Below are 25905 nucleotides of genomic sequence, written 5' to 3' on the forward strand. Positions count from 1 at the left end.
AATGGCAAAACAATAAGGAAAACTCCACATGGCCACCTTGCTGGTGCTGCATGGCCCCAATCTGAATTTGTTGGGCACACGCGAACCAGGCGTCTATGGCGCCACCACGCTGGAACAGATCAACCTCGACCTTGAGCGCCGCGCCCGCGACGCCGGTCACCACCTGATGTACTTGCAGAGCAATGCCGAGTACGAGCTGATCGAGCGTATTCACGCGGCTCGCAACGAGGCGGTGGACTTCATTCTTATCAATCCCGCAGCTTTTACGCACACAAGTGTCGCATTACGTGACGCGTTGCTAGCGGTGAGCATCCCATTCATCGAAGTGCACCTGTCAAACGTGCACAAGCGCGAACCTTTCCGCCATCACTCCTACTTTTCGGATGTTGCTGTAGGTGTGATCTGCGGCCTTGGCGCCAGCGGTTACCGGCTGGCCCTGGAGGCTGCCCTGGAACAACTTGAACGCCCCTGACCTTTTCCTTGGGAGTTGCTTTTTATGGATATTCGTAAAGTTAAGAAATTGATCGAGCTGCTGGAAGAATCCGGCATCGATGAGCTGGAGATTCGTGAGGGCGAAGAGTCCGTACGCATCAGCCGTCATGGCAAACAGCCGCAATACGCCCCCGCCCCACAAATGTTCGCCGCCCCCGCTCCAGCTGCTGCACCCGTTGCCCCTGCCGCTGCAGTGGCAGACGCCGCACCGGTTGCCGCCAAGCTCAATGGCAACGTGGTTCGCTCGCCAATGGTCGGCACCTTCTACCGCACCCCGGCGCCAACCTCGCCAGCCTTCGTTGAAGTGGGCCAGAGCGTGAAGAAAGGCGACATTCTGTGCATCGTCGAAGCCATGAAAATGATGAACCACATCGAAGCTGAAACCAGCGGCGTCATCGAATCCATCTTGGTGGAAAACGGCCAGCCGGTTGAGTACGACCAACCGCTGTTCACCATCGTTTGAACCGCGGAGAGCCTGCGATGTTGGAAAAAGTGCTGATCGCCAACCGCGGCGAAATTGCCTTGCGCATCCTGCGCGCTTGCAAGGAACTGGGCATCAAGACCGTCGCGGTGTACTCCACCGCCGACCGTGAATTGATGCACCTGGGCCTGGCAGACGAGACGGTGTGCATCGGTCCTGGCCCCGCTAACAAATCCTACCTGCATATTCCGGCGATCATCGCCGCCGCCGAAGTGACCGGCGCTACCGCCATTCACCCCGGCTACGGCTTCCTCGCGGAAAACGCCGATTTTGCCGAGCAGGTCGAGAAATCCGGTTTTGCCTTCATCGGCCCGAAAGCCGACACCATTCGCCTGATGGGCGACAAGGTTTCGGCCAAGCACGCGATGATCGCCGCTGGCGTTCCGACCGTTCCGGGCTCCGACGGCCCGCTGCCGGAAGACGAAGAAACTGCACTGCGTATCGGCCGTGAAGTCGGCTATCCCGTGATCATCAAAGCCGCTGGCGGCGGTGGTGGTCGTGGTATGCGCGTGGTTCACGACGAAGACGACCTGATCAAATCGGCCAAGCTGACCCGCACTGAAGCCGGTGCAGCGTTCGGCAACCCGATGGTCTATCTGGAAAAATTCCTCACCAACCCACGTCACGTGGAAGTGCAGGTGCTCTCCGACGGCCAGGGCAACGCCATTCACCTGGGTGACCGCGACTGCTCCCTGCAGCGCCGCCACCAGAAGGTATTGGAAGAAGCGCCGGCTCCGGGCATCGACGAAACCGCTCGCCAGGAAGTGTTCGCCCGTTGCGTTAAAGCCTGTATCGACATTGGCTACCGTGGCGCCGGCACCTTCGAGTTCCTGTACGAAAATGGCCGTTTCTACTTTATCGAGATGAACACCCGCGTTCAGGTGGAGCATCCGGTATCGGAAATGGTCACCGGCATCGACATCGTCAAGGAGATGCTCAGCATCGCCGCTGGCAACAAGTTGACGATCAAGCAGGAAGATGTGGTCATCCGTGGGCACGCCCTGGAATGCCGCATCAACGCCGAAGACCCGTCGACCTTTATGCCGAGCCCCGGCAAGGTTAAGCACTTCCATGCCCCTGGCGGCAATGGCGTGCGCGTGGATTCGCACCTGTACAGCGGCTACAGCGTTCCGCCGAACTATGACTCGTTGATCGGCAAGCTGATCACCTACGGGGCGACCCGTGACGAAGCCATGGCGCGCATGCGCAATGCGCTGGACGAGATTGTGGTCGATGGGATCAAGACCAATATCCCGCTGCACCGTGATTTGGTCCGGGATAAGGGTTTCTGCAAAGGTGGCGTAAACATTCACTACCTTGAGAAGAAACTCGGTATTCATTAAACCGCGTTCCAGATGCATCTCTAGAGAAAGGCCGCTTCCCGCGGCCTTTTCTCGTTTCATAAGGACATGATTCATGGGCCTCAAAGCCGCCGCCGACAACACCCTCGCCGCCTTTGCCGAAGCGTTTAAGTGCCTGGGCCTCGCCCTTCGCGACAGCCTGCGCCCTGGCATTCTGTTGCGCTCGGCGGGCCTGTGCGCCCTGGCGTTCGGGCTGTGGACGTGGGTGTTTTTCGAGTACTACGAGCAGATCGGCATGGCCTGTGGTGCCCTGTCCTTGTTCATCATTTACGGCGGCGTTGTGCTGGGCTTTTTGCCGAGTTTGAGTGGCGGCGGCGGTGGCAGTATGGGCGGCATGGCCGGGCCGCTGGCGATGCTGGTGATGTATGTCGCGGCGTTGGCGCTGATCTTGTTCGTGCTGCTGTATACCGTGGCCATCGTCGCGACCATTCGCCTTGCGCTGCGCTGGGTGCTGATGGGCAAGGTGCGCGAGCGCTGTATTCGTCATTATCCGCAGTTGCAACAGCGCGCCGAGCGCGACAGCAACTTGCTGCACGGCGTGCGTTATGTGCTCGGCCCGTGGCTTGGCATTACGCTGGGCACGCTGGTTTGTCTGCTGATTCCCCTGCTCAATGGCGTATTGCTGGTGGGGCTGCTGGCGTACTTGAACGTGCGTTTTCTAATTCCGGCGGCATTTTCCAGTCTGGCGACGTCGAACGAACAGTTGGGCGCGCTCGCCGATCGACGCGGCGCAATTCTGGCGTACGGCTTGCTGATTTTTCTGATCGCGCTGGTGCCGGTGCTCAATCTGTTGTTGCCGGCACTGCTCGCGGGCGGTGCTTGCCACCTGGGCTACCGTGGGCTACATCGCACGCAAAGCCCGGCTGGTGCGGCGTCGGCACGTCAAGTAAGCTTGCCGCCCTGTTAAACGCCCGTCGTCTAAAGTCCAGTCTTCTTACGTATCGCTTCGAGGTTGTTGTTATGCCGTGGTTACAAGTCCGTCTCTCCATCAGCCCGGAACAGGCAGAAACCTACGAAGACGCGCTGCTCTCGGTCGGCGCCGTGTCGGTGACCTTTATGGACGCCGAAGACCAGCCGATTTACGAGCCGGACCTGGGTACCACCCCGCTGTGGTCGCGCACGCACTTGCTGGCGTTGTTCGAGGCGGACGTCGACGAAGCCAACCTGCTCGCGCACCTGACCCTGCTCACCGGCGGCACGCTGCCGGACCATCAGGTCGAGCGCATTGAAGACCAGGATTGGGAACGCAGCTGGATGGATAACTTCCAGCCGATGCGTTTCGGCCAGCGCCTGTGGATTGTGCCGAGCTGGCACGCCGCGCCAGAGCCGGACGCCGTAAACCTGCTGCTTGATCCGGGCCTGGCCTTTGGCACGGGCACTCACCCGACCACGGCGCTGTGCCTGGAATGGCTGGATGGCCAGGATATGCAAGGCGTTGAGGTGCTGGATTTCGGCTGCGGCTCGGGCATTCTCGCCATCGCCGCCCTGCTGCTGGGCGCCAAGCATGCCGTAGGCACCGACATCGACCCGCAAGCGCTCGAGGCCTCGCGCGACAACGCCGGGCGCAACGGCATTGACCCGGCGCTGTTCCCGCTCTACCTGCCGGAGGACTTGCCGCGCAAGCCAGCCGAAGTGGTAGTGGCGAACATTCTGGCCGGTCCACTGGTCCAACTCGCGGGGCAGATTACCGCCCTCGTGCAGCCAGGTGGCCGTCTGGCCCTGTCGGGCATTCTCGCGGAACAAGCCGAGGAAGTTCGCGCCGCCTACGCCGATGCGTTCGAGCTCGACCCCACGGCCGAGAAAGATGGTTGGGTGCGCATCAGTGGCCGCCGCCGCTGAGGCTCGCCTGCTGCGAACCTTGAGTTAAACTAGCCCCCGTTTTGTTTTGCGCACCCTCGGAATACTGCATGACCGCCAGCTTCGTCACCCAATGCCCACATTGCCGCACCAGCTTTCGCGTTAGCAGCGCGCAGCTGGGTGCCGCGCATGGCGCTGTGCGTTGCGGGGCGTGTTTGCATGTATTCAATGCCGCGCAGCAGATTCTCGACGACAACCCGCTACAGCCAAAAGCGCCGGCGCCTGTCGCTGTGCAGCCGGTTAAAACTGCGGCCGCGCCAGCTCCGGCTCCGGCTCCCGTGCAGCCGGCGGCTGCTATTCCAACGGCCGGCAAAGCCACCAGCGAAACGTTGTGGATTCACGACGACCTCGACCTGGACAGCCTCGACGAAGAGCTGGCCAAGCTGGAGCAGCAGGAATTTCAGCTGTCCCAAGAGTTTTTGTCGCTGGCACCTGCCGCCGCCAATAAGCCGAAAGACGATTTCCTCAAAGCGCCGGATCGCATCCACGACCAGCACGATGAAGGCTGGGCCGAAGCCCTGCTGCGCAAAGAAACCGCACCGCGCCCGGCTAACGACGGCATCGAGCCGCCTGCGCCAAGCCTGGCGCCGCCGCCTCCGGTGTTCCGTGCCAAGCCGGTAGCGCCCGCTGCGCCGGTTGTGGCGCCAGAGCCAATCGAAGACGAACCGGCGCTCGGCAACGGTCGTATCGACGATGAAGACGACGACCTCGACCCGGCCTTCCGCCTCACGGCTGATCGTGAGCTGGACCGCGCCGTCGATGAAGACGAAGACCGCGAGCACGAGCACGAGCGCGATAACTTTGCGGCCGTTAAAAACCTCAACAAGCCCAGCCGCGCCGAACCTGCGTTGCGCGACGAGAGCCTGTTCCACCTGGCCGACGACCCGCTGCAACTGGACTGGCAAGAACAGCGCAAACCATGGGGCCGCTGGATCGGCTGGGGCTTGCTCAACCTGATCGGCGCCGCTGCTCTGACCACCCAATATGTGGCCTACCACTTCGACGAATTGGCCCGTCAGGACCAGTACCGCCCGTGGTTCGAAGCCATGTGTCCGAACATCGGTTGCACCCTGCCGTCGAAGGTTGAAATCAGCCTGATCAAGAGCAGCAACCTGGTGGTACGCAGCCACCCGGACTTCAACGGTGCACTGGTGGTGGACGCGATTATCTACAACCGCGCCGCGTTCGCTCAGCCGTTCCCGCTGCTGGAAATTCGCTTCGCCGACCTTAACGGTCAACTGCTTGCCAGTCGTCGCTTCAAACCCAGCGAATACCTCGCGGGCGAGTTGGCGGGCCAGGCCGAAATGCCACCGCAAACGCCGATTCACATCTCTCTGGATATTCTCGATCCAGGCAATAAAGCCGTGAATTACAGCTTGAGTTTTCACTCACCCGAGTAGTTTTCCACACGACATTTTTGCCATTTTGGCGTTCGCTGCGCGACTTTTTGACCGGCCAAAACTGTTCATAATTTATCCAAAACAGCCTTTATCCAGTCATCGAGAGCGGGTATCATGCCCACCCTTTTTCGTAGTCTCAGATCCGCCTTTCTCAGCAGGGAAGCCCCATGTCGGCGGTACGCATCGGCCCATACACATTGCCCAATCAGTTGATCCTCGCCCCGATGGCGGGCGTCACTGATCGCCCGTTTCGCCAGCTGTGCAGGCGCCTCGGAGCTGGCATGGTGGTATCGGAGATGGTGACCAGCGACATGAGCCTGTGGAACACGCGCAAATCCAGTTTGCGCTTGATTCACGCCGACGACCCCGAGCCGCGCTCGGTGCAGATCGCCGGTGGCGACCCGCAAATGCTGGCTGATGCCGCACGGGCGAACGTGGAGCTGGGCGCGCAAATTATCGACATCAATATGGGTTGCCCAGCCAAGAAGGTGTGCAACAAGGCAGCGGGGTCGGCGCTGCTAAAAGACGAAGCGTTGGTGAGTGCGATTTTGCAGGCAGTGGTTGCCGCGGTAGACGTACCGGTAACCCTGAAAATTCGCACCGGTTGGGACCGCGACAACAAAAATGGCATCACCGTTGCGCGCATTGCCGAAGCATCCGGCATCACCGCCCTGGCCGTTCATGGTCGCACCCGCGCCGATCTGTACACCGGTGAGGCCGAGTACGAGACCATCGCCGCGATCAAACAGGCGGTCTCGATTCCGGTGTTCGCCAATGGCGATATCACCTCGCCAGAAAAGGCCCGTGAGGTGCTCGACAGCACCGGCGCCGATGGTTTGTTGATTGGTCGCGCTGCTCAGGGCCGGCCATGGATCTTTCGCGAGATCGAGCATTACCTGCGCACAGGCACTCACCTGCCGGCGCCAACGTTGTACGAGGTGGAACGCATTCTGCTAGAGCATCTGGCCGAACTGCACAGTTTCTATGGTGACGTGATGGGCCCGCGAATCGCGCGCAAGCACGTCGGCTGGTACCTCTCCACCCTGCCGGGCGCCAGGGAGTTTCGCGCCCAATTCAATCGTCTGGAAAACACGGACGTGCAATGCGCCAGCGTTCGGCAGTTCTTCGCCGAGCGTCACAACGATGGAGAAGAGGTGGCCGCATGACGATGATGACTGAGACTTTAGTGAGTGGAATTGCACCCGTGACCGATAACGTCAATTTGAAACAGCACCTCAACACACCCAGCGACGAAGGCCAGACCTTGCGCGGCAATGTGGAAAAGGCGCTGCACAACTACTTCGCCCACCTCGATGGGCAAGATGTGTGTGATGTCTACAACCTGGTGCTTTCCGAAGTCGAAGCACCGCTGCTGGAAACCGTGATGAATTACGTCAAGGGCAACCAGACCAAGGCTTCCGAACTGCTGGGGCTGAACCGCGGAACATTGCGTAAAAAGCTCAAGCAGTACGACCTGCTGTAAGCATGCATTCATACGAAAAAGGGCGGACTGATCAAACAGCCGCCCTTTTTTGCTGATTTCTTCGCTTTAGATGGAAACTGAGATGACCGACCAAACCACCCGCCTACCCGTTCGCCGTGCCTTGATCAGCGTTTCCGACAAGACCGGCATCCTCGAGTTTGCCCGGGAGCTGTCCGCCCTTGGCGTGGAAATTCTGTCCACCGGCGGCACCTTCAAACTGCTCAAGGACAACGGCGTAGCTGCTGTCGAAGTCGCCGACTACACCGGCTTCGCGGAAATGATGGATGGCCGGGTTAAAACCCTGCACCCGAAAATCCACGGTGGCATCCTGGGCCGTCGCGGCACCGACGATGCCGTCATGGCCGAGCACGGCATCAAGCCGATCGACCTGGTGGCGGTCAATCTCTACCCCTTCGAAGCGACCATTTCCCAGCCCGGCTGCGACCTGCCGACCGCCATCGAGAACATCGACATCGGCGGCCCGACCATGGTCCGCTCGGCGGCGAAAAACCATAAAGACGTGGCCATCGTGGTGAATGCCAGCGACTACGCCAACGTTCTGGAAAACCTCAAAGCCGGCGGCCTGACCTACGCACAGCGCTTCGACCTGATGCTCAAAGCCTTCGAGCACACTGCTGCCTATGACGGCATGATTGCCAACTACATGGGCACCGTTAACCAGGCCGCTGAAACCCTGTCGACCTCCGACCGCAGCGAATTTCCGCGCACTTTCAACAGCCAGTTCATCAAGGCTCAGGAAATGCGCTACGGCGAGAACCCGCACCAAAGCGCGGCGTTCTACGTGGAAGCCAAGCCAGCCGAAGTCAGCGTGGCCACCGCCACCCAACTGCAAGGCAAAGAGCTGTCGTTCAACAACGTGGCCGATACCGACGCCGCGCTGGAATGCGTGAAGAGCTTCGTGAAACCGGCCTGCGTAATCGTCAAACACGCCAACCCATGCGGCGTGGCCGTGGCGCTGGACAGCGAAGGCGGCATTCGCCAGGCCTACGAACTGGCCTACGCCACCGACACAGAATCGGCCTTCGGCGGCATCATCGCCTTCAACCGTGAGCTGGACGCAGCGACCGCCAAAGCCATCGTCGACCGCCAGTTCGTGGAAGTGATCATTGCCCCAAGCGTAAGCGCCGAGGCCCGTGAAGTGGTCGCCGCCAAAGCCAACGTGCGCCTGCTGGCCTGCGGTCAGTGGGACGCCGAGCGCGCCGCTGCCTGGGACTACAAACGTGTTAACGGTGGCCTGCTGGTACAGAGCCGCGACATCGGCATGATCACCGCCGACGACCTGAAAGTGGTTACCCAGCGCGCCCCGACCGAGCAGGAAATTCACGACCTGATCTTCGCCTGGAAAGTGGCCAAGTACGTGAAATCCAACGCCATCATCTACGCCAAGAACCGCCAGACCATCGGTGTCGGCGCCGGCCAGATGAGCCGCGTTAACTCCGCCCGTATTGCTGCCATCAAAGCCGAACACGCTGGCTTGCAAGTGCAGGGTGCGGTGATGGCCTCCGACGCGTTTTTCCCGTTCCGCGATGGCATTGATAACGCGGCGAAAAACGGTATCACCGCCGTTATCCAGCCAGGCGGTTCGATGCGCGATAACGAAGTGATTGCAGCGGCCGATGAAGCCGGCATCGCCATGGTGTTCACCGGCATGCGCCACTTTAGACATTAAGACGGCTGCGCTGACGCAGGCATCTGCTGCGTTGGACTGGACTTTTGCGATGCTCATTGCCAGGCGGCAACTCCGCTCGCAAAAGCCCAATCCGCCTTGCATCTACCTACGCCATCACACCCTCGATAGGCGTCGCTGATTTTTTAGCCCGGCGCTTCGGCGCCCCACAGAGGCTTGCACCATGAATGTTTTGATCATTGGCAGTGGCGGTCGTGAACACGCCCTGGCGTGGAAAGTCGCACAAGATCCGCGTGTGGAAAAAGTATTCGTTGCCCCCGGCAACGCAGGCACTGCCACCGAAGCCAAGTGCGAAAACGTGGCCATCGACGTATTGGCGCTGGAGCAATTGGCGGATTTCGCTGAGAAGAATGTCAGCCTGACCATCGTTGGCCCGGAAGCGCCGCTGGTGAAGGGCGTGGTCGATCTGTTCCGCAGCCGCAACCTGCGCTGCTTCGGCCCGACCGCTGGCGCGGCGCAGTTGGAAGGTTCGAAAGCGTTCACCAAAGACTTCCTCGCCCGTCACAACATTCCGACTGCCGAGTACCAGAACTTCACCGAAGTAGAGCCAGCCCTGGCTTACCTGCGTGAAAAAGGCGCGCCGATCGTGATCAAGGCCGACGGCCTGGCCGCCGGCAAAGGCGTGATCGTGGCCATGACGCTGGAAGAAGCCGAAGACGCCGTACGCGACATGCTCGCCGGCAACGCCTTTGGCGACGCCGGTTCGCGTGTAGTGATCGAAGAATTCCTGGAAGGCGAAGAAGCCAGCTTTATCGTCATGGTCGACGGCAAGAACGTGCTGCCAATGGCCACCAGCCAGGACCACAAACGCGTAGGCGATGCCGACACCGGCCCGAACACCGGCGGCATGGGCGCTTACTCGCCGGCGCCAGTGGTCACCGCCGAGGTGCATCAGCGCGCCATGGACGAAGTGATCTGGCCCACCGTGCGTGGCATGGCTGCCGAAGGCAACGTGTACACCGGCTTCCTGTACGCCGGTTTGATGATCGACAAGGCCGGCAAGCCGAAAGTCATCGAATTCAACTGCCGCTTCGGCGACCCGGAAACCCAGCCGATCATGCTGCGTTTGCAGTCGAGCCTGGTGCTGCTGATTGAAGGCGCACTGGCCGAAGCGCTGGATAAGATCGAAGCGCAATGGGACCCGCGTCCGAGCCTGGGCGTGGTACTGGCCGCTGGCGGTTATCCGGGCGACTACGCCAAAGGCGTGGCCATCAATGGCTTGGCCGACGCGGTGTCGGAGCAAGGCAAGGTGTTCCATGCCGGCACGACGCTCGAAGACGGCAAGGTGGTGACCGCAGGGGGCCGCGTGTTGTGCGCAACCGCGCTCGGCGAAAGCGTTGGCGCTGCGCAGGCACATGCCTACGAGCTGGCGAAAAAAATCGACTGGGACGGCTGTTTCTACCGCACCGACATCGGTTATCGCGCCATCGCTCGTGAACGCGGTGAAGATTGACGAATTAATTACCCAATTAGTCGGCAATTACGCACGAAAGGCAGCTCATTGAGCTGCCTTTTGCGTATTACCGGCCAAGCCAGGTTGGCTATAATCCGACCACTTAAAGCTGAAGGGATTTCATTGTGCGCGGGCTCAGGATTGCCATAGGACTTGTTGCCAGCCTGCTACTGGCTGCGCTTTCACCACTGCCGGCGCTGGCAGCGGAGCAAGGCCAATGGTCTGCGCTGCTGGACAGCGACGCTAGCCTGCAACTCAACGACATCCGCGCCAATAGCAGCGCCAGCCGTTTTTCCCCCATCGACATCCAGCAACTGGTCACCCCTGGCGGCAATGTCGCGCAGTGGCTGCACACGCGCTTGCCCGGCAAAGACCGCGAACGCCTGCTGCGGGTATTCGCCCCTTACCTCGGCCACCTTGATCTCTACGTGCTGCGCGGCGACGAAGTGCTTGCCAGCACGCGCACCGGCAGCCAGACGCCGCTGGCCGAACGCCCCCTGCCAAGCCGCGACTTTCTATTACCCCTGCCGGTGAGCAACGACACCCTCGACATTTACCTGCGCCTGTCCAGCAGCCACGCGCTGCGCCCGGCCATCAGCATTGACGACACCAGCGCCTTCGCCGCCGATGACAGCCGCGCGCTGTTTTACGGCATGTTGCTCGCCGCGTTTGGCTTGCTGCTGCTTTACAACCTGGTGCGCTTTGCCTACACGCGCATTCGCAGCAGTTTGTGGCTGGCATTGGCGCAACTGAGCCTGCTGGGCACCACCAGTACGCTGCTCGGCATCAACGCCTCGTGGCTGGTGGGCTGGCCAGGCTTGCAGGTGCAGGCGGGGAATATCTCGATTCTGCTGGCGATTCTTTGCAGCCTGGCGTTCACCCTCAACTTCTTCCAGCGCGTGCAGCCCGTTGCGGTTTGGCGACGCTTGCTGCTGGCCGAGTGCGCGGCCATCGGTCTGCTCATTCTGCTGTTGCTGGCCGCCAGCCACGTGCAGTTCAACCGTGTGGTGTATCTGTTCGCCGCCATCAGCAGCCTGAGCGTAATGGCCGTAGCGGCGTATCACTGGATGCACGGCTACAAACCGGCGCGCCTGTTCACCCTGGCGCAGTTGATCTTCAACCTGGCGTTTGTCGGCGCCCTGCCCTCGCTGTTCGGTTATTGGTCATACGACTCCGACTGGCTCGCCTTCAACCTGCTGTGTTTCGCCGCGGTCAGCGGTTTTCTGCAGAGCCTGGCCCTGGCCGAACGGCAGCTGCGCTTGCAGCAGGAACACTTCACCTACAGCCGCGAACAAGCAGCGAGTTCGGCCGAGCTGCGCGCAAAGGCCGAGTTTTTGGCCAAGATCAGCCACGAAATTCGCACGCCCATGAATGGCGTGTTGGGCATGACCGAGTTGCTGCTCGGCACCCAGCTGTCGACCAAACAGCGCGACTACGTGCAAACCATCCACAGCTCGGGCAATGAACTGCTCACGCTGATCAACGAGATTCTCGACATATCCAAGCTGGAGTCCGGGCAGATCGAGCTGGACGATGTGCAGTTCGACCTCAACGCCCTGATCGACGACTGCCTCGACATCTTCCGCGCCAAAGCCGAACAGCAAAAGGTCGAGCTCATCAGCTTTATGCAGCCGCAAGTGCCGCGTGTGGTCAGCGGCGATCCAACGCGCCTGCGCCAAACCCTGCTGAGCCTGCTGGACAACGCCTTTAAACAAACCGACGAAGGCGAAATTCTGTTGGTGGTGGCCGTGGACAGCAGCGCCGACGAACCGCGCCTACGCATCGCCGTGCAAGATAGCGGCCGCTCGCTGGAAAGCGACGAGCGCGACGCCCTGCTCAACGCCGAGCTGCACAGCAAAGACTTCCTCGCCGCCACCGGCGTTGGCGCCCGCCTGGGCCTGATCATCGCCCGCCAATTGGTGCGGTTGATGAACGGCACCTTTGGCATCCAAAGCGGCGGCAACCAGGGCAACACCTTGTGGCTAACCCTGCCCCTGGACGCCGAGCGCCTGGAAAACCCCACCGCCGACCTCGACGGCCCGCTGCAAGGCGCGCGCTTGCTGGTGGTGGACGACAACGAAACCTGCCGCAAAGTGCTGCTGCAACAGTGCAGCGCCTGGGGCCTGACCGTGAGCGCCGTGCCGTCTGGCAAGGAAGCGCTGGCGTTGCTGCGCACCAAAGCCAACATCCGTGAGTACTTCGACGTGGTGCTGCTCGACCAGGAAATGCCCGGCATGACCGGCATGCAGCTGGCAGCCAAAATCAAAGAAGACCCGAGCCTAAACCACGACGTGCTGCTGATCATGCTCACCGGAATCAGCAACGCGCCGAGCAAAATCATCGCACGCAACGCTGGCATCAAACGCATCCTGGCCAAACCGGTGGCCGGCTACACCCTGAAAACGACCCTGGCCGACGAACTGGCCCAGCGCAAACCGGGCCTGGAACCGCGCAGCTACGCGCCGATGCCCGCGCCGCAGGAATTCCCCGAGGACTTCCGCATTCTGGTGGCCGAAGACAACACCATCTCCACCAAAGTAATCCGCGGCATGTTGGGCAAACTCAACCTGCAACCGGACACGGCCAGCAACGGCGAAGAAGCTCTCAGCGCCATGAAAGCGCAGCAATACGACCTGGTGCTGATGGATTGCGAAATGCCGGTGATGGACGGCTTTTCTGCCACCGAACAACTGCGTGCCTGGGAAGCCCGGGAGCAACGCCAGCGCACCCCGGTGGTGGCGCTGACGGCGCATATTTTGTCTGAACACAAAGAGCGTGCGCGGCAGGTCGGCATGGACGGCCACATGGCCAAACCGGTAGAGCTGTCGAACCTGCGTGAGCTGGTGGAGCACTGGGTAGCCGAACGCGACGCCCGCCGTCAGAACGAATCCGACCCGGCGTTGCCCCACTAACGTTTCTCTCCCTTTGCCTGCGAGCCTGCCGATGTTGTCCACCTTGTTCAGCCTGTATCTGAAGATGCTGGTGCTCTACAGCCCGTTCTTCGTGCTGTCGGTTTTTATCGGCATGACCCGTGGTTACACGGTGAAAGAACGCAAGCGCCTGGCTTGGAAAGTGGCCACCGGCGTGGTGGTGGCGAGCAGCGTGTTGTACCTGTTCGGGCAAAGTATTTTTACCGTGTTCGGCATCACCATCGACGCCTTCCGCATCGGCGCCGGCAGCGTGCTGTTTATCTCTGCGTTGGGCATGGCCCAAGGTCGCCCGGTGATACAGAGCGACAACCAGCAGCAAGACGTGACCATCGTGCCGCTCACCATTCCCCTCACCGTCGGCCCCGGCACCATCGGTGCGATGCTGGTGATGGGCGCGGGCCAGCCGCACTGGGACAGCAAACTGGTGGCGCTGGTAGCGATTTTTCTCGCCAGCGTGACTGTGGGGTTGGTGCTGTACCTCAGCGATAAATTCGAACGGATTCTGGGCGATCAGGGGCTGGAGATTATTGGCCGGCTGATGGGCCTGTTCGTGTGTGCGCTGGCCGCGCAAATTATTTTTACCGGAATTAAGGGTTACCTGATCACCCCGTAACGGGTTTGTCTCCCCTCTCCCTCTGGGAGAGGGGCGGGGGAGAGGGTGACTGCTCGCACGATCGCCGGCAGACAACTCCACCGCGCGTTAACACCGCGCCTACTCAGGCAAACGCAGGACCGCTGCCCTCTCCCCCGGCCCCTCTCCCGTAAACGGGCGAGGGGAGACAAGCGGCAGAACCCTTTCATCGTTTGCCGCGCATCCCCCCACACCTTCGCGTAAACTGCGCGGCCGTTTTTGCACCCGGAACCGACCATGACCAACACGCAACCTGCTCGTGCCTGTGGCATCGATTTCGGCACGTCCAACTCCACCGTCGGCTGGCTGCGCCCCGGCGAGGAATCGTTGATTGTGCTGGAAGACGGAAAAATCACCCTGCCGTCGGTGGTGTTTTTCAACTTCGAGGAACGTCGCCCTGTGTATGGCCGCCAGGCGCTGCACGAGTATCTGGAAGGCTACGAAGGCCGCCTGATGCGCTCGCTGAAAAGCCTGCTGGGTTCCAAATTGCTGAAAAGCGAAACCGCCGTGCTGGGCAGCAGCCTGCCGTTCAAGGACATCCTCGGCTATTTCATCGGCGAGCTGAAAACCCGCGCCGAAGCGGTGGCGGGTCGGCCGTTTGAGCAGGTGGTGCTGGGCCGTCCAGTGTTCTTCGTTGACGACGACGAAAAAGCCGACAAAGAAGCCGAAGACACCTTGGTCGCCGTGGCGAAAAAGCTCGGTTTCAGCGACGTGTCGTTCCAGTTCGAACCCATTGCCGCTGCCTTCGATTACGAAAGCACGCTGAGCCGCGAAGAGCTGGTGCTGATCGTCGACATCGGCGGCGGTACGTCGGACTTCTCCCTCATTCGTCTGGCGCCGGAACGGCACATGGTGGCCGAACGGCAAAGCGACATCCTAGCTACCGGCGGTGTGCACATCGGCGGTACCGACTTCGACAAACAGCTGAGCCTGGCCGGCGTAATGCCGCTGTTCGGCTACGGCAGCCGCATGAAAAACCAGGCGTATATGCCCACCAGTCACCACCTGAACATGGTGACCTGGCACACCATCAACGCCGTGTATTCCCAGCAAGCGCAAAACGCGTTGAAGAACATGCGCTACGACGCGCTGGACACCGACGGCCTGGACCGCTTCTTCAAACTCATCGAACAGCGCGCCGGGCATTGGCTGGCGATGCAAGTTGAGCAAAGCAAAATCGAACTGACCGAAATGGACAGCCGCAATATTTCCCTGGAACGCATCGAGCCTGGGTTGGTGGCAGAGCTGAATCGCGAGCTGTTCGACGAGTCCATCGACGTGCTGCTGGGCAAAGTGAATGGCAGCGTGTTGCAGCTGTTGGCTGATGCGGGCGTGAGCACCGAAGACATCGACACGGTGTTTTTCACCGGCGGCTCCAGCGGCATTCCGGCGCTGCGGGGAAATATTCAGCGGTTGTTGCCGAATGCTCGGCATGCCGAAGGGGATACGTTCGGAAGCATCGGCAGCGGCCTGGCAATCGAAGCCAAAAAACGCTACGGCTAAGCGCTTTTGATTCTCGTAGGAGAGGCTTCAGCCTCGATTGGCCGGGCCTGCAAACGAGGTTTCCAGGAATCGCGGCTAAAGCCGCTCCCACAGATCAGATTCCACCTGCACCCCTTCGGCTAAGCGTTTTTGATCTCTGTAGGAGAGGCTTCAGCCTCGATTGGTCAGGCCTGCAAACGAGGTTTCCAGGAATCGCGGCTAAAGCCGCTCCCACAGAATAGAGTCCACCTGTAACCCTTCGACTAAGCGCTTTTGATTCTTGTAGGAGAGGCTTCAGCCTCGATTGGCCGGGCCTGCAAACGAGGTTTCCAGGAATCGCGGCTAAAGCCGCTCCTACAAAATCGCGGTTCAGCTGACGTCCACAATCTCCGACTCCTGCCCATTCACCACAACCACCTCCCCCGCCACCTTGCCGAGCAGGCTTTTGCCCATGGGTGATTGGGGGGTGATGCTCATTACTTCGCCTTCATCCGTCTGCACTTTCAGCCCGGCGCCATCAGGCACCAGGTACAGGCGGCGCTGCTGGCCAGCGTCAGTTTCGAGGAGCACCAGCGCGCTGAGTTGAATGCCGCTTTCGGCGTTGAATTCGCGCAGCGGCAGGGCGCGGAAGGCGATTAATGCTTGTTCGATTTCCGCCACCCGCCGCGCCTGACCGTGGGCCAGGTAGCCCGCTTCCAACCCGAGCGTGTCGTATTTGTTTTCGGCGACGTTTTCTTCGTGGGTGGCCGCTTCGTGGGCGGTTTGCAACGCTAACTGCGCATTGTGCAGATCGGCCAAAAGCCGCTCGATGAACAGGCGGTGCAGGTCGGTTTTGGTCATGGAAAAAGCAACTTGTGTGGGATCAGCCGGCCGCCATTGTGTCGTCCCGCGCAGTGTTTATAAACGCCTTTTGCTAGAGTCCACCCACCGGCTTCGGCCCACCTCGTTGGAGTGCAGCATGTCCCTTTTCAAAGCGTCGGCCGTCATCGTGTGCGCCACCCTGCTCAGTGCCTGCGGCCTCGGCGAAACCGCCGCCACGGCCGAACTGCAAGCCAAACAGGCGCAGCAGGCCCAACAGCAGATGAAAGACATGCAAAAACAGATCGATGCCGCCAACGCCGTCAATAACGAACGGCTGAAGCAAGCGACCGAGCAGTAATCAGCGGCTTATTTTTTCTTCAAGCACTCGCTCATAAAGGCTTTGCGCTCGTCGCCTTTCAGCGTTTTGGTGGTGGCGTCGGCGTTGCAGGTTTTCATCCGTTCCTGCGGCGTGGTGGGCTTGGCCTCGGCTTTGAGGCAGGTGCTCATAAAGGCTTTGCGTTCATCACCTTTAAGCGCTTTGGTGGTGGCGTCGGCGTTGCAGGTTTTCATCCGCTCTTGCGGGGTGGTGGCGAAGGCCGACGCATTCAGGGCAGACAACAGCAACAAGGCAGTGGCGAGACGGTGCATGGCAGTTCTCCTGGGTTGGAAGCACGCTGCGCTTGAGCGTAGCCACTGCCGGGCACTTTGCTCAGTTGGCGGGCACCAGGGTCATTTCCACCGGCTCGCCGGGGTTGAATTGACGCAATTGCAGGATGTCTTTGGTGGCCATCAGCACTTCGGTTTTATAGCGCTGCCCTTCTTCGATCATCACCAAGTCGGTGCCGTCTTGCTGCCATTGGCCAAACGCCGGCTTGTTCCCCGCCGAGGCCAGCACCAGAGTGCCGTCGGATAGAAACACGTAAAGCATGCCTTTGCTCACGGTGGTCGATTCGCTGACGCTCCACACCCGGTTGACGAAGCTGGCAGGCTCCGGCGTTTCGGAGCAGGCGTTGAGCAACAGGGCGCCCAGCAGGGGCAACAGAAAACGTAAGCGGTTGGCGCGCATGGGAAGTCCTTGGTTCTTGTTATGGAATAGCTAAGGGGCAAAAAACTCGAACTTAGTTCCAGCGAGGCGGCTCAAAAAGTTGCAAGCCGACAACGGCTCCTCACAAGGAAAGACACCATGTCCAAGACCAAACTCCTCGCGGCTGCCTGTGCACTGGCGGCGGTTACAGGTTGCGCCAGTAAAGTGGAAAACCCGGTCGACTACGTCACCTACCGCAACGAGCCCCTGGCCAAGCAGGTAGATGTAGGCATGACCAAGTCGGAAGTGCTCACCGTTGGCGGCCCACCCTCCACCGAACTGAACCGCACCGTGCGCCCGGGTACCTGCAATAACTACGTGATGGAAAAAGACGGCGCCAAGCAGGTTTATTACGTGAGTTTTGATGCCAATGATCGCGTTGATGGCAAGGGATTTATGACCTGCGAGCAAATGGAACATAACGAGCGGGTTCAGTAGGACTTCGATCGGCTGCGCGTCGGCATCGCTGCGTTGAAATGTGTTTTTGAATGCTCATTGGCTACAGGCCAACTGCGCTTCAAAAACACATTTCGCCTTGCACTGCTCTAGCTCGCTCGATCTGGATTTTCGGCGCGGCTGATATTTTTTGGATCAAGGGCTTCGCGAGCAAGCTCGCTCCTACGGATGCTTCGGCTTTTGTAGGAGCGAGCTTGCTCGCGAAGCTTTGTTGTTTGGATGGGATTTTGAGATCAAAAGCTCGCGGCTGAAGCCGCTCCTACAGGGGTGCGGTTTGTAGGAACGATGCGCTTGATCTCGGCGATTCCCACAATCGGCATTCCCCTTCACGATTCTGGATCCCCGCGTGCGCGAGGATGACGGGTGTGGCCCGCAAATTCCTCGTCATTCCCGCGGAGGCGGGAATCCAGAATCGCAACTCCAGCGCGTCGCGACAGGCCACTTTCCATTCCTGTGGACTGTAGCCGCGATGCTTTTGGCTCAGCTTTCGCCCAGCGGGCGCAGGCGGTATTGGGGGGGAAGTTGTTCCATGCCGCTGACGGTGACGTTGAGGTTTTTCCAGCGGCCGTCTTTGATCCCGTAGATGCAGCCGTGTACCGACAGGCTTTGGCCGCGGTGCCAGGCGTTTTGAACAATCGTGGTGTGGCTGACGTTGGCCACTTGCTGGATAACGTTCAGTTCACACAAGCGGTCGACCCGCTCTTCTTCGGTGGGCAGCAGGGCCAGGTGATCGCGCTGTTCGTAGTAGAGGTCGCGGATGGTGCGGATCCAGCCGTCGATCAGGCCCAGCTGTGCATCGTTCATCGAGGCGCGAACGCCGCCGCAGCCGTAGTGGCCCGTGACGAGGATGTGTTTGACCTTGAGCACGTCGACGGCGTACTGGATGACCGACATGCAGTTGAGGTCAGTGTGCAGCACCACGTTGGCGACGTTGCGGTGCACGAACAGATCGCCGGGCAACATGCCGACGATTTCGTTGGCCGGCACGCGGGCGTCGGAGCAACCGATCCAGAGGTATTCCGGCACTTGCTGGCGCGCCAGCTTTTCGAAGAACTCAGGGTCTTCCTGCTTGATGGATTCGGCCCACCGCTCGTTGTTGTCAAACAGCTGCTGCAGATCGCTCATGTCAGTTCTCCCAGAAAGTCCGATGGGCACCCTACGGGGTGCCTGGTGCCTTTGACAAGCGCGCGGTGAGCCGGGTCACAGCGTTAAGCGCGACGCGGCCTGCGGCGAAACGCTTGGCGCAGTAGCCATAGAATCAGCAGCACGCCCAGCACAATCACCACGCTCACGCCCCATTGCAGCGGACCGGCGTAGCGGAACATTGCCGCCGGGGCAAAGCTTGGCGCGCGCAGCATGCGTGGCTCGGCCGCCGGGCCGCTGGTGGGAATGTCGGCCAGGCCATCGCCGTTAAGGTCGGGCAGACGGCGGATGTGGTCGAGCAAGCCTTGCCATTCTTTGTATTCCTGCACGCCGGGGGTGTTGGGGTCGGCGTCGATGATGGCGTCGTTGAGCTCGGCCAGCGGCTGGCCGTTGGCGTCTTTGGGCACCACGGTCATCAGGCCTTTGCTGAGGTCGGAAATCAGCCAGGTAAAACCGCCGACATAACTGCTGGCACCAATGCTGTAGAGCCGTGGATCGTCGAGATCGAGGTCACGGTAGCCGCGCACGGCGTCGCCCAGCTCAACTGTGCTCACCCGGTCGAACGGCACGCGGTAGGGGTTGTAGCTGAAGCGCAGGCCGGCCACGCGGGGAAAGTAGCTGTCGCTGTCGCGCATCTGGTAGGCCAGCAGCAGCACTTCCAGAATGTCTTTCAGTTCTTTGCCGGTGACGTACACCTTGACCAGCGGATAGCCCGGCGCGTCGTCCAGTTGGCCGATGCCCAGCGGCGCGATACGGAACAGGTCGGACACCGCCTGAATGCCGGTGCGGCCTTTGATCATGTCGTCGCGGATGGTGCCGTTGCCGGTAAAAGCAATGTCGCTGCCCGTGGCGTCGCGCAGGGCGTCGGTCACCAGGTTGGCGAGAATCGGGTCGTCGTGCTCGCGGGTCAGGGTTTTATCCACGCTTGCCAGCGGCTGGTCGAAGCGGTAGCCCTTGGGTTCGAGCATCTGCTGGCTGACGTGCTGTTTGAAGTCGTCGACCAGGGTGGTGATGACGCCGTCGCCTGCGGTCTGGTCGTTAATCGGGTGCAGGCTGTAGTCGCGCACCTGGGTTTTGCCGTCATCGCCCAAGCGCATGTGCAGCTCGCCCAGGTATTGAATTTCCGAACCGGCCTGCACCACCGGCGTGTGGCCGTTGACCAGCACCGGCTGCGGCAAGGCGACGTGGGAATGGCCGCCCACCACGATGTCTATGCCCGGCACCTGCTCGACCATTTCCACCTCTTCGCCGCGCCAGCTGCCGTCGTCTTGCTGGGCCACACCCATGTGTGAAAGCAGGATGACCACGTCGACCTTGTCGTCCTCGCGCAGTTTCTTGACCATGGTTTTTGCGGTTTCGATGGGGTCGGCGAAGGTCACCGGTTTGGTCATCGGCGACACGGCAATGGCGTTGTAACCAAGCAGGCCGAACAGACCAAAGCGAATGCCGCCTTTCTCAACGATTTTGTACGGCACGATGCGGCCGGCGTCTTGCTGGGCTTTGAGGCTGTCGTCGGCGGGGTTGTTGGCGTCGAACTGAATGTTGCTGGCAATCACCGGCACCAGCGCATCGCCTTCGGCCTTGGCGGCCGCATTGAGCATGGCGGCCAGGCCCATGGGGCGGAAGTCGAATTCGTGGTTGCCGAGGGTGGTGGCGTCGTAGCCAATCTGGCTCATCAAACGCAGCTCGCTGCCGGCTTCGCGGGTGATGGTGTGAAACAGCGTGCCCATGGTGAAGTCGCCCGCATCGAGCAGCAGCAAGGGCTGTTCGCCGGCCGCCTCGCGACGGGCTTTGACCAGCGTGGCCAGCCGCGCCACGCCGCCCACCGTGCCGTCGTCGTTGACGGTGGCCGGGGTGTATTCGTTGTTTGGCCCAAACCCGAGCAGGCGCGACTGCCAGTCGTTGGTGTGCAGAATGGTGAAATCGCGCGGCGCAGCGTGGGCGCCGCTGGCGGTGAGCATTAGGCCCAGAAGCGAGGCCAGTGAAAGCAGGCGAACGAGCATGAACGAGTCCTTATTCATGGGCCCAACCGTCGGCCCGAAAACGTGGCCGGCAGTATGGGCGAGCGCCAAGCCCGTCACAGCGACCGAACGCGCCGGGCGCTGTAGCCAATCAAGTCAGGACCGTGGCGCTCAGTCGAACAAGGTGCAGGCCATGACCAACGCGTCTTCGCGGCCACCCGGCGCCGGGTAGTAGTCGCGGCGCCGGCCGATTTCGTTGAAGCCGTAGCGCTCGTACAAGCGATACGCCGCCAGATTGCTGGCGCGCACTTCCAGAAAGCATTCGCCGGCTTTCAGTTCGAGCGCGCGCTGCATCAGGCGCTCCAGCAGCAGCAGCCCCAAACCCCGGCCCTGGCAGTGCGGGGCCACGGTGATGTTGAGCAGATGGGCTTCGTCGATGATCACGCTCAGCACGGCGTGGCCGACCTGACGCTCGCCTTCAAACATCACCCAGCAGTCGTAGCTGCTGAGGCCGTCGCTGAATAGCTTGCGCGACCACGGGTGGCTGAAGGCGGCGCATTCGATTTGCACCACTTCGTCGAGATCCGCCTCGGTCATGGGACGGATGATTACGGTGTCATTCATGCAGCGACTCGGCCCCTTGCGTGTGCCAGCGCCGCATCACGCGCTGCATGGCTTGCCACAGCGGCGCCTTGCGCGCCGGCTCGTCCATCAGCAGTTCCAGGCTCGGCAACGCCCAGGCCGCGCCAAGGCCTTCAACCTGAAGTTCGCGGTTGTACACCTGCTCATCCGCCTCGCCGGCAAACCGAATGGCCGGCAACCCGACCAACCACAGGCATTTGCAGTCGGGCTCTTCTTCCAGGCGGGCCATCAGGAAACCTTGCACATATTCCAACGCGGCTTGCGGGCCCTGGTCGAGGTTGCCGCGCGCCAGCAGCGGCCAGCGCACCGGCTCGCCGATGATTTGCGGGCTGTCGGGCAGGCCGGCGGCGCGCAGCAGGTCTTTGAGCAGTAGATAAGCAGGGTCGCGGGCGGCAAACGGTTCGCCGGTCGACAGCTCGGCGAGAATCACGCACGAGCCGGCACGCAGCAGTTGCAGGCTGAAGCGCGGCGGCGCAACGGGGGCGACTTTGGCTGGCGCAACCGCCGCCTTTTCCTCAGCGGCGACCGGCTCGGGTTTGGCTTCGACGCGGGCGCTGGGGCGCGGTACTTCAATTTTCGGCCGTTCACTGACCACCGGCGCAGCGGGCACGGCGACCGGTTCAGGCGCGCGCTCAACCGGTACTTCGGCAACGGCAATCACAGGCTCGTCGGCCAGCGGTTCGAGCAGTTCCGGGCGCGAAGGCGCGGCGAACGGCAGGGCCACGCGCGGCAACCAGTTGGCGACCTGCATGGCATTTAAATAGGCGCGGCGGCGCAACTCAGTGATCACAGCAGCGCCTCGGGCAAGCAAGCATTCATGTCAACTCCACACACCTGCGCAAGGGCCGGTGTGACTGTCGCGAGGAAACGCGATTGTCGCCGGAATTGCCGGTGGCGGGAAGGCGCGACGTTACTGACCCATGGACTTGCGCAGCTCGGCGCAGTGGTCGATGTCGGCAACTGCCGGGGTGTACCAGACGTAATCGGCTGAGCTTGCCGGCACGGTCTTGCCCACTTCTGCCAGTACCAGCGTGACGCTGCCCTGCCCTGCGCCCAGGTCCGTCAGGTGCAGCGGCACGCCCACGTCACGGCGCACATGAAACGCGCCGGCAAACAACAGCGCCGGTTGCGCGGCGGCTGATAATTGCTGGGCCATGCGCCGGTCGCGTTGTTGCTGCACCGCCAGCATGGCGGGCAATTGCGACTCGGGCAGCAAGCCGCAATGGGACTCGCGAATTTGTTCCAGCAACGGCGCTTGTACGCTCGGCGCGGTCGAGGCCGTTCCGCTCAATACCGGCTTGGTTTTGTAAATGCCCATGATTTCGCTGCGGTCCAGATTGGCCGCCAGCAAGGGATACGGCTGAGCCAGCGCGTGGCGGACGAGGGGGCCGTACATCGCCCAGTCCCAGTTTTGCTGCCAGGCCAGCGCGGTGGGTAAATCGGTCGGCGCCTGGCCATGCGCCGCATCGACCTTGGCTTGTTGGTCCGGGTTGAGCATTTCCATCAGCACGCTGCCTTGCGGGCGTTTCTGCTCCAGCGCTTGCAGCAGCCAAAGTTCCAGGGCGTGGTGGTCGGGGTTGTCGTGTTGCTCGCCAACCAGCACACGCGGCGCCGGGGCCAGACGCTGCACGAGCTGTTCAGGGCTCAGTGATTCGCCGGTACGCAGATCGCGAATAACGCCGACGTCGGCGTGGTCGCGATCTTTTGGCGCCTGCCAGTCCGGCAACGGCGGCAGGGCCTGGCAGCCCGTCAGAAACACACACAGCAGTAAAACGAAACGCATGGTCGCTCCTTGATAGCGGGGCTTAACGGGCAATGATCAGCGGATGGCCGCGCTCGGGGTGGCGCTGCACCAGCACTTCCAGATCAAACACGGCGCGCAGCGGTTCGGCTTGCAGCACCTCATCAGGCGTACCCAGCGCGTGGGCGCCGCCGTTGTGCAGCAGTAACAGGCGGTCGCAGTAGCGGGCGGCCAGGTTCAGGTCGTGCAGAATCACCAGCACCGCTACGCCGTTGGCGGCGATGTTCCGCGCGGCCTGCAGGGTGATGTGTTGGTGCAGCGGGTCGAGCATGGAGGTCGGCTCATCCAGCAGCAGGGTTTGCCCGCTGGCGCCCGGCCATAGCTGTGCCAGCACCCGCGCCAGGTGCACGCGCTGACGCTCGCCGCCGGACAACTCCAGGTAATTGCGGCCGGCCAAATGACCGGCATCGGCGGCGCCCAGCGCCTCGGCAATGATTTGCTCATCACGCAGGCGGCCGGTGGCGTGGGGCAGGCGGCCCATGCCGACCACGTCTTCGACGCGGAAGGCGAAATTCAGGGTCGAGGTTTGCGGCAGTATCGCCAACCGTTGCGCGCGCTCAGGGCCGGTCCACTCGTTGAGCGCACGGCCGTCCAGGCTGATGCGCCCTTCGCTGGGTTTCAGCTCACCGCTCAGGGCATCCAGCAAGGTGCTTTTGCCGGCGCCGTTGGGGCCGAGCACGCCGAGCATTTCGCCGGGCTGCAGGGCCAGATTAATGCCGGTCAGCACGCGTTTACTGCCGCGTTGAATGGTCAGGTTTTCGGCGCACAGCATCAGGCGCGTCCTCGCAGCAGCAGATAAAGAAAGAACGGCGCGCCAATCAGGGCAGTCACGATGCCAATCGGCAATTCAGCCGGCGCCAGCACCAGCCGCGCCACCACATCGGCAAACAGCAGCAACGCCGCACCGGCCAGGGCTGAAGCCGGCAGCAGCACGCGGTGATCCGGCCCCACCAGCAAGCGCACCAGGTGCGGCACCACCAGACCGATAAAGCCGATCATGCCGGCCGCCGCCACCGCAGCGCCGACGCCGAGCGCGGTGCAGAACACCAGCTCGCGTTTGACCCGCTCGATATCAAAACCCAGGTGCCGCGCTTCCGATTCACCGAGCAGCAACGCATTCAACGCCTTCGCGCGTTTGGGCAGCCACAGGCCGACCGCCAGCGTAACCACCAGCAACGGCCAGAGCCGCGAATAGCTGGCGCCGTTGAGGCTACCCAGGTTCCAGAATGTGAGGGTGCGCAGCGTGGCGTCGTCCGCCAGGTAGGTGAACAGGCCGATAACCGCGCCGGCCAACGCGGTGAGTGCGATGCCGGCGAGCAGCATGGTCGACACGCTGGTCTGACCGTTGCGGCTGCCGAGGCGGTAGACCAGCGCGGTCACTACCAGGCCACCGGCAAAGGCGCTGGCCGACAACAGGTACGGCGCGAACGCTTCCGGCACACCGCCCAACGAGGCGCCGCCGACAATCGCAATCGCCGCCCCCAACGCCGCGCCGCTAGAAACGCCGACCAGGCCGGGGTCGGCCAACGGGTTGCGAAACAATCCCTGCATCGCCACGCCGGCCAGCGCCAGCACCGCGCCCACCGCCAGGCCGAGCAAGGTTCTCGGCATGCGAATCTGGCCGATGATCAGCTCGGCCTGGGCAAGCTCGGCGCCGCCTACCGGAATACCGAACACACGCAGCGCGGCATTGAGTGTGTCCATCAGCGGCAAGCTCACCGGCCCGAGCGCCAACGACAGCAGCAAGGCGAGCGCGAGCAACAGGCCCAGTGCAATAAACAGTGAGCGCGGCAGTACAACTGGATTCATGGTTGCGGCTTAGCGTCGGCAGTCAGGGGTTGCGCGGCAGGATAGAAGCCTGCGCTGAGGGTTGCCAGCGCGTCGGGAACGCGCGGGCCCAAACCGCCCACCAGCAGCGTTGGGTCGATGGCCAGCAGGCGATCATTTTTTGCCGCGCGGGTGGCGGCCAGTGCCGGGTTCTGTTTAAGCAACGCCGCTTTCGCCTCGGCGCCGGCAATGCTGCGGTCGGCGAAAATAATCACCTCCGGGTCCAGCGCCAGCAACGCTTCGGTCGACAGCGCTTTGTAGCTGGAATGGGTGGTGACGCTGTGCCCGCCGGCCTGTTCGATCAGCCAGGCGCCGAGGGTGTCTTGCCCAGCGGCCATGGGGCTGCTGCCGGCGTGGGATAACAACAGCAGCACACTCGGGGCGGCCGTGCTGGCTTGCGCGGCGCTCACCCAGTCGGCCTGTTTTTTCAGGCGCTGTTGGTAGGCAGCGAACGCGCTGGAGGCGCGCGGTTGATCGCCCAGCAGCGTGCCGATGCGCTGGAGGCTGTGTTCCAAGGTCGGCAGATCGGCTTTGGTCGATAGCGATTCCACCGTTACGCCGGCATTTTTAACCTGTGCCAATACGGGCGGCGGGCCCATTTCTTCGCTGCCCACGAGCAGGTCCGGCTTAAGGCTCAAAATACCTTCGGCGGCCAGCTGACGTTGGTAGCCAATGCTCGGCAGCTGCTTCAGTTCAGGCGGGTTAAGGCTGGTGGTGTCGACACCCACCAGTTTGCCTTGGCCGCCGAGCGTGACCACCCACTCGGTGATCGAGCCGCCCGCACTGACCCAGCGCTGCGGCAGGGTGTCGGCGGCGAGCACCGTTTGGCTCAGAACAATGGCGCAGCACAGGCTGGCGAGACGGACAGACACACGCATAAAAAACTCCAGGAAGTCGGCTCACTGCTTTGCA

Annotated in this window: 26 protein-coding genes; 15 read left to right on the plus strand and 11 right to left on the minus strand. The window is 61.8% G+C overall.

What is annotated here, in order from left to right; genetic code table 11:
* Nucleotides 1–28: 28 nt before the first annotated feature.
* The 13 genes from aroQ to ACZZ0Q_RS19680 all read left to right on the plus strand — a co-directional run bounded on the left by aroQ (nucleotide 29) and on the right by ACZZ0Q_RS19680 (nucleotide 15299).
* On the plus strand, nucleotides 29–472 hold the full coding sequence (gene aroQ / locus ACZZ0Q_RS19620) for a type II 3-dehydroquinate dehydratase (RefSeq protein WP_122454105.1): 444 nt from the start codon (nucleotides 29–31) through the stop codon (nucleotides 470–472).
* A 24-nt stretch (nucleotides 473–496) separates the two neighbouring features.
* Nucleotides 497–955, plus strand: coding sequence for an acetyl-CoA carboxylase biotin carboxyl carrier protein (gene accB, locus ACZZ0Q_RS19625; protein WP_463560866.1), 459 nt, complete (start codon nucleotides 497–499; stop codon nucleotides 953–955).
* A gap of 17 nt (nucleotides 956–972) precedes the next feature.
* Nucleotides 973–2316, plus strand: a complete 1344-nt coding sequence (accC, locus tag ACZZ0Q_RS19630) for an acetyl-CoA carboxylase biotin carboxylase subunit (RefSeq protein ID WP_122493015.1) — start codon at nucleotides 973–975, stop codon at nucleotides 2314–2316.
* 73 nt (nucleotides 2317–2389) lie between these two features.
* Nucleotides 2390–3241 (plus strand): EI24 domain-containing protein, encoded by an 852-nt coding sequence (locus ACZZ0Q_RS19635; RefSeq protein ID WP_463541096.1) that lies wholly within the window; start codon nucleotides 2390–2392, stop codon nucleotides 3239–3241.
* Between the two features lie 53 nt (nucleotides 3242–3294).
* Nucleotides 3295–4173: a 50S ribosomal protein L11 methyltransferase gene (gene prmA / locus ACZZ0Q_RS19640; protein WP_463541095.1), complete on the plus strand. Its 879-nt coding sequence runs from the start codon at nucleotides 3295–3297 to the stop codon at nucleotides 4171–4173.
* A 68-nt stretch (nucleotides 4174–4241) separates the two neighbouring features.
* A complete protein-coding gene (locus ACZZ0Q_RS19645) occupies nucleotides 4242–5591 on the plus strand; it encodes a DUF3426 domain-containing protein (protein ID WP_463541094.1) in 1350 nt (449 codons plus the stop codon).
* A 167-nt stretch (nucleotides 5592–5758) separates the two neighbouring features.
* On the plus strand, nucleotides 5759–6757 hold the full coding sequence (gene dusB / locus ACZZ0Q_RS19650) for a tRNA dihydrouridine synthase DusB (protein WP_463541093.1): 999 nt from the start codon (nucleotides 5759–5761) through the stop codon (nucleotides 6755–6757).
* A complete protein-coding gene (gene fis, locus ACZZ0Q_RS19655) occupies nucleotides 6754–7074 on the plus strand; it encodes a DNA-binding transcriptional regulator Fis (protein WP_108098422.1) in 321 nt (106 codons plus the stop codon). Before dusB ends, fis begins: the two co-directional genes overlap by 4 nt.
* Nucleotides 7075–7156: 82 nt before the next feature.
* Entirely contained in the window at nucleotides 7157–8764 is a 1608-nt protein-coding gene (gene purH, locus ACZZ0Q_RS19660) for a bifunctional phosphoribosylaminoimidazolecarboxamide formyltransferase/IMP cyclohydrolase (RefSeq protein ID WP_463541092.1), read from the plus strand.
* Between the two features lie 181 nt (nucleotides 8765–8945).
* Complete coding sequence (gene purD / locus ACZZ0Q_RS19665; protein WP_463541091.1) at nucleotides 8946–10235, plus strand: phosphoribosylamine--glycine ligase; 1290 nt, start codon at nucleotides 8946–8948, stop codon at nucleotides 10233–10235.
* Nucleotides 10236–10360: 125 nt separating this feature from the next.
* On the plus strand, nucleotides 10361–13147 hold the full coding sequence (locus ACZZ0Q_RS19670) for a hybrid sensor histidine kinase/response regulator (RefSeq protein WP_463541090.1): 2787 nt from the start codon (nucleotides 10361–10363) through the stop codon (nucleotides 13145–13147).
* A 31-nt stretch (nucleotides 13148–13178) separates the two neighbouring features.
* The gene (locus ACZZ0Q_RS19675) at nucleotides 13179–13778 is read left to right on the plus strand and encodes a MarC family protein (protein ID WP_463541089.1); all 600 of its coding nucleotides are present in this window, start codon (nucleotides 13179–13181) and stop codon (nucleotides 13776–13778) included.
* A gap of 255 nt (nucleotides 13779–14033) precedes the next feature.
* Complete coding sequence (locus ACZZ0Q_RS19680; protein ID WP_463541088.1) at nucleotides 14034–15299, plus strand: Hsp70 family protein; 1266 nt, start codon at nucleotides 14034–14036, stop codon at nucleotides 15297–15299.
* Between the two features lie 348 nt (nucleotides 15300–15647).
* Here the strand turns inward: ACZZ0Q_RS19680 and ACZZ0Q_RS19685 are convergent, their stop codons facing one another.
* Nucleotides 15648–16118 carry a GreA/GreB family elongation factor gene (locus ACZZ0Q_RS19685; RefSeq protein WP_463560868.1) on the minus strand — a complete coding sequence of 157 codons (471 nt, stop codon included), beginning with the start codon at nucleotides 16116–16118 and terminating at the stop codon, nucleotides 15648–15650.
* A gap of 118 nt (nucleotides 16119–16236) precedes the next feature.
* Here ACZZ0Q_RS19685 and ACZZ0Q_RS19690 point away from each other — a divergent pair, with 118 nt between their 5' ends.
* Nucleotides 16237–16437, plus strand: a complete 201-nt coding sequence (locus tag ACZZ0Q_RS19690) for a hypothetical protein (protein WP_463541087.1) — start codon at nucleotides 16237–16239, stop codon at nucleotides 16435–16437.
* A gap of 8 nt (nucleotides 16438–16445) precedes the next feature.
* Here ACZZ0Q_RS19690 and ACZZ0Q_RS19695 read toward each other — a convergent pair whose 3' ends face one another.
* Together ACZZ0Q_RS19695 and ACZZ0Q_RS19700 are read right to left on the minus strand one after the other, a co-directional pair.
* Complete coding sequence (locus ACZZ0Q_RS19695; protein WP_463560869.1) at nucleotides 16446–16727, minus strand: PsiF family protein; 282 nt, start codon at nucleotides 16725–16727, stop codon at nucleotides 16446–16448.
* A 61-nt stretch (nucleotides 16728–16788) separates the two neighbouring features.
* The gene (locus ACZZ0Q_RS19700; protein ID WP_122493027.1) at nucleotides 16789–17145 is read right to left on the minus strand and encodes a hypothetical protein; all 357 of its coding nucleotides are present in this window, start codon (nucleotides 17143–17145) and stop codon (nucleotides 16789–16791) included.
* A 117-nt stretch (nucleotides 17146–17262) separates the two neighbouring features.
* Between ACZZ0Q_RS19700 and osmE the strand changes: the two genes are divergently transcribed.
* A complete protein-coding gene (gene osmE, locus ACZZ0Q_RS19705) occupies nucleotides 17263–17601 on the plus strand; it encodes an osmotically-inducible lipoprotein OsmE (RefSeq protein ID WP_122454090.1) in 339 nt (112 codons plus the stop codon).
* A gap of 498 nt (nucleotides 17602–18099) precedes the next feature.
* Here the strand turns inward: osmE and can are convergent, their stop codons facing one another.
* From can to ACZZ0Q_RS19745, 8 genes are all read right to left on the minus strand, one after another.
* Entirely contained in the window at nucleotides 18100–18744 is a 645-nt protein-coding gene (gene can / locus ACZZ0Q_RS19710) for a carbonate dehydratase (RefSeq protein WP_463560870.1), read from the minus strand.
* 83 nt (nucleotides 18745–18827) lie between these two features.
* The gene (locus ACZZ0Q_RS19715; RefSeq protein WP_463541085.1) at nucleotides 18828–20765 is read right to left on the minus strand and encodes a bifunctional metallophosphatase/5'-nucleotidase; all 1938 of its coding nucleotides are present in this window, start codon (nucleotides 20763–20765) and stop codon (nucleotides 18828–18830) included.
* A 129-nt stretch (nucleotides 20766–20894) separates the two neighbouring features.
* Nucleotides 20895–21347 carry a ribosomal protein S18-alanine N-acetyltransferase gene (gene rimI, locus ACZZ0Q_RS19720; protein ID WP_463541084.1) on the minus strand — a complete coding sequence of 151 codons (453 nt, stop codon included), beginning with the start codon at nucleotides 21345–21347 and terminating at the stop codon, nucleotides 20895–20897.
* A complete protein-coding gene (locus tag ACZZ0Q_RS19725) occupies nucleotides 21340–22155 on the minus strand; it encodes an energy transducer TonB (protein ID WP_463541083.1) in 816 nt (271 codons plus the stop codon). Before ACZZ0Q_RS19725 ends, rimI begins: the two co-directional genes overlap by 8 nt.
* A gap of 120 nt (nucleotides 22156–22275) precedes the next feature.
* Complete coding sequence (locus ACZZ0Q_RS19730; RefSeq protein ID WP_463541082.1) at nucleotides 22276–23148, minus strand: ChaN family lipoprotein; 873 nt, start codon at nucleotides 23146–23148, stop codon at nucleotides 22276–22278.
* Nucleotides 23149–23170: 22 nt separating this feature from the next.
* Nucleotides 23171–23938: a heme ABC transporter ATP-binding protein gene (locus tag ACZZ0Q_RS19735; RefSeq protein WP_463541081.1), complete on the minus strand. Its 768-nt coding sequence runs from the start codon at nucleotides 23936–23938 to the stop codon at nucleotides 23171–23173.
* On the minus strand, nucleotides 23938–24975 hold the full coding sequence (locus ACZZ0Q_RS19740) for a FecCD family ABC transporter permease (RefSeq protein ID WP_463541080.1): 1038 nt from the start codon (nucleotides 24973–24975) through the stop codon (nucleotides 23938–23940). The genes ACZZ0Q_RS19735 and ACZZ0Q_RS19740 overlap by 1 nt, the downstream gene beginning before the upstream one ends.
* Nucleotides 24972–25871, minus strand: coding sequence for a heme/hemin ABC transporter substrate-binding protein (locus ACZZ0Q_RS19745; RefSeq protein ID WP_463541079.1), 900 nt, complete (start codon nucleotides 25869–25871; stop codon nucleotides 24972–24974). Before ACZZ0Q_RS19745 ends, ACZZ0Q_RS19740 begins: the two co-directional genes overlap by 4 nt.
* Nucleotides 25872–25905: the final 34 nt, after the last annotated feature.

The sequence above is a fragment of the Pseudomonas sp. AC070 genome, from assembly GCF_979258635.1.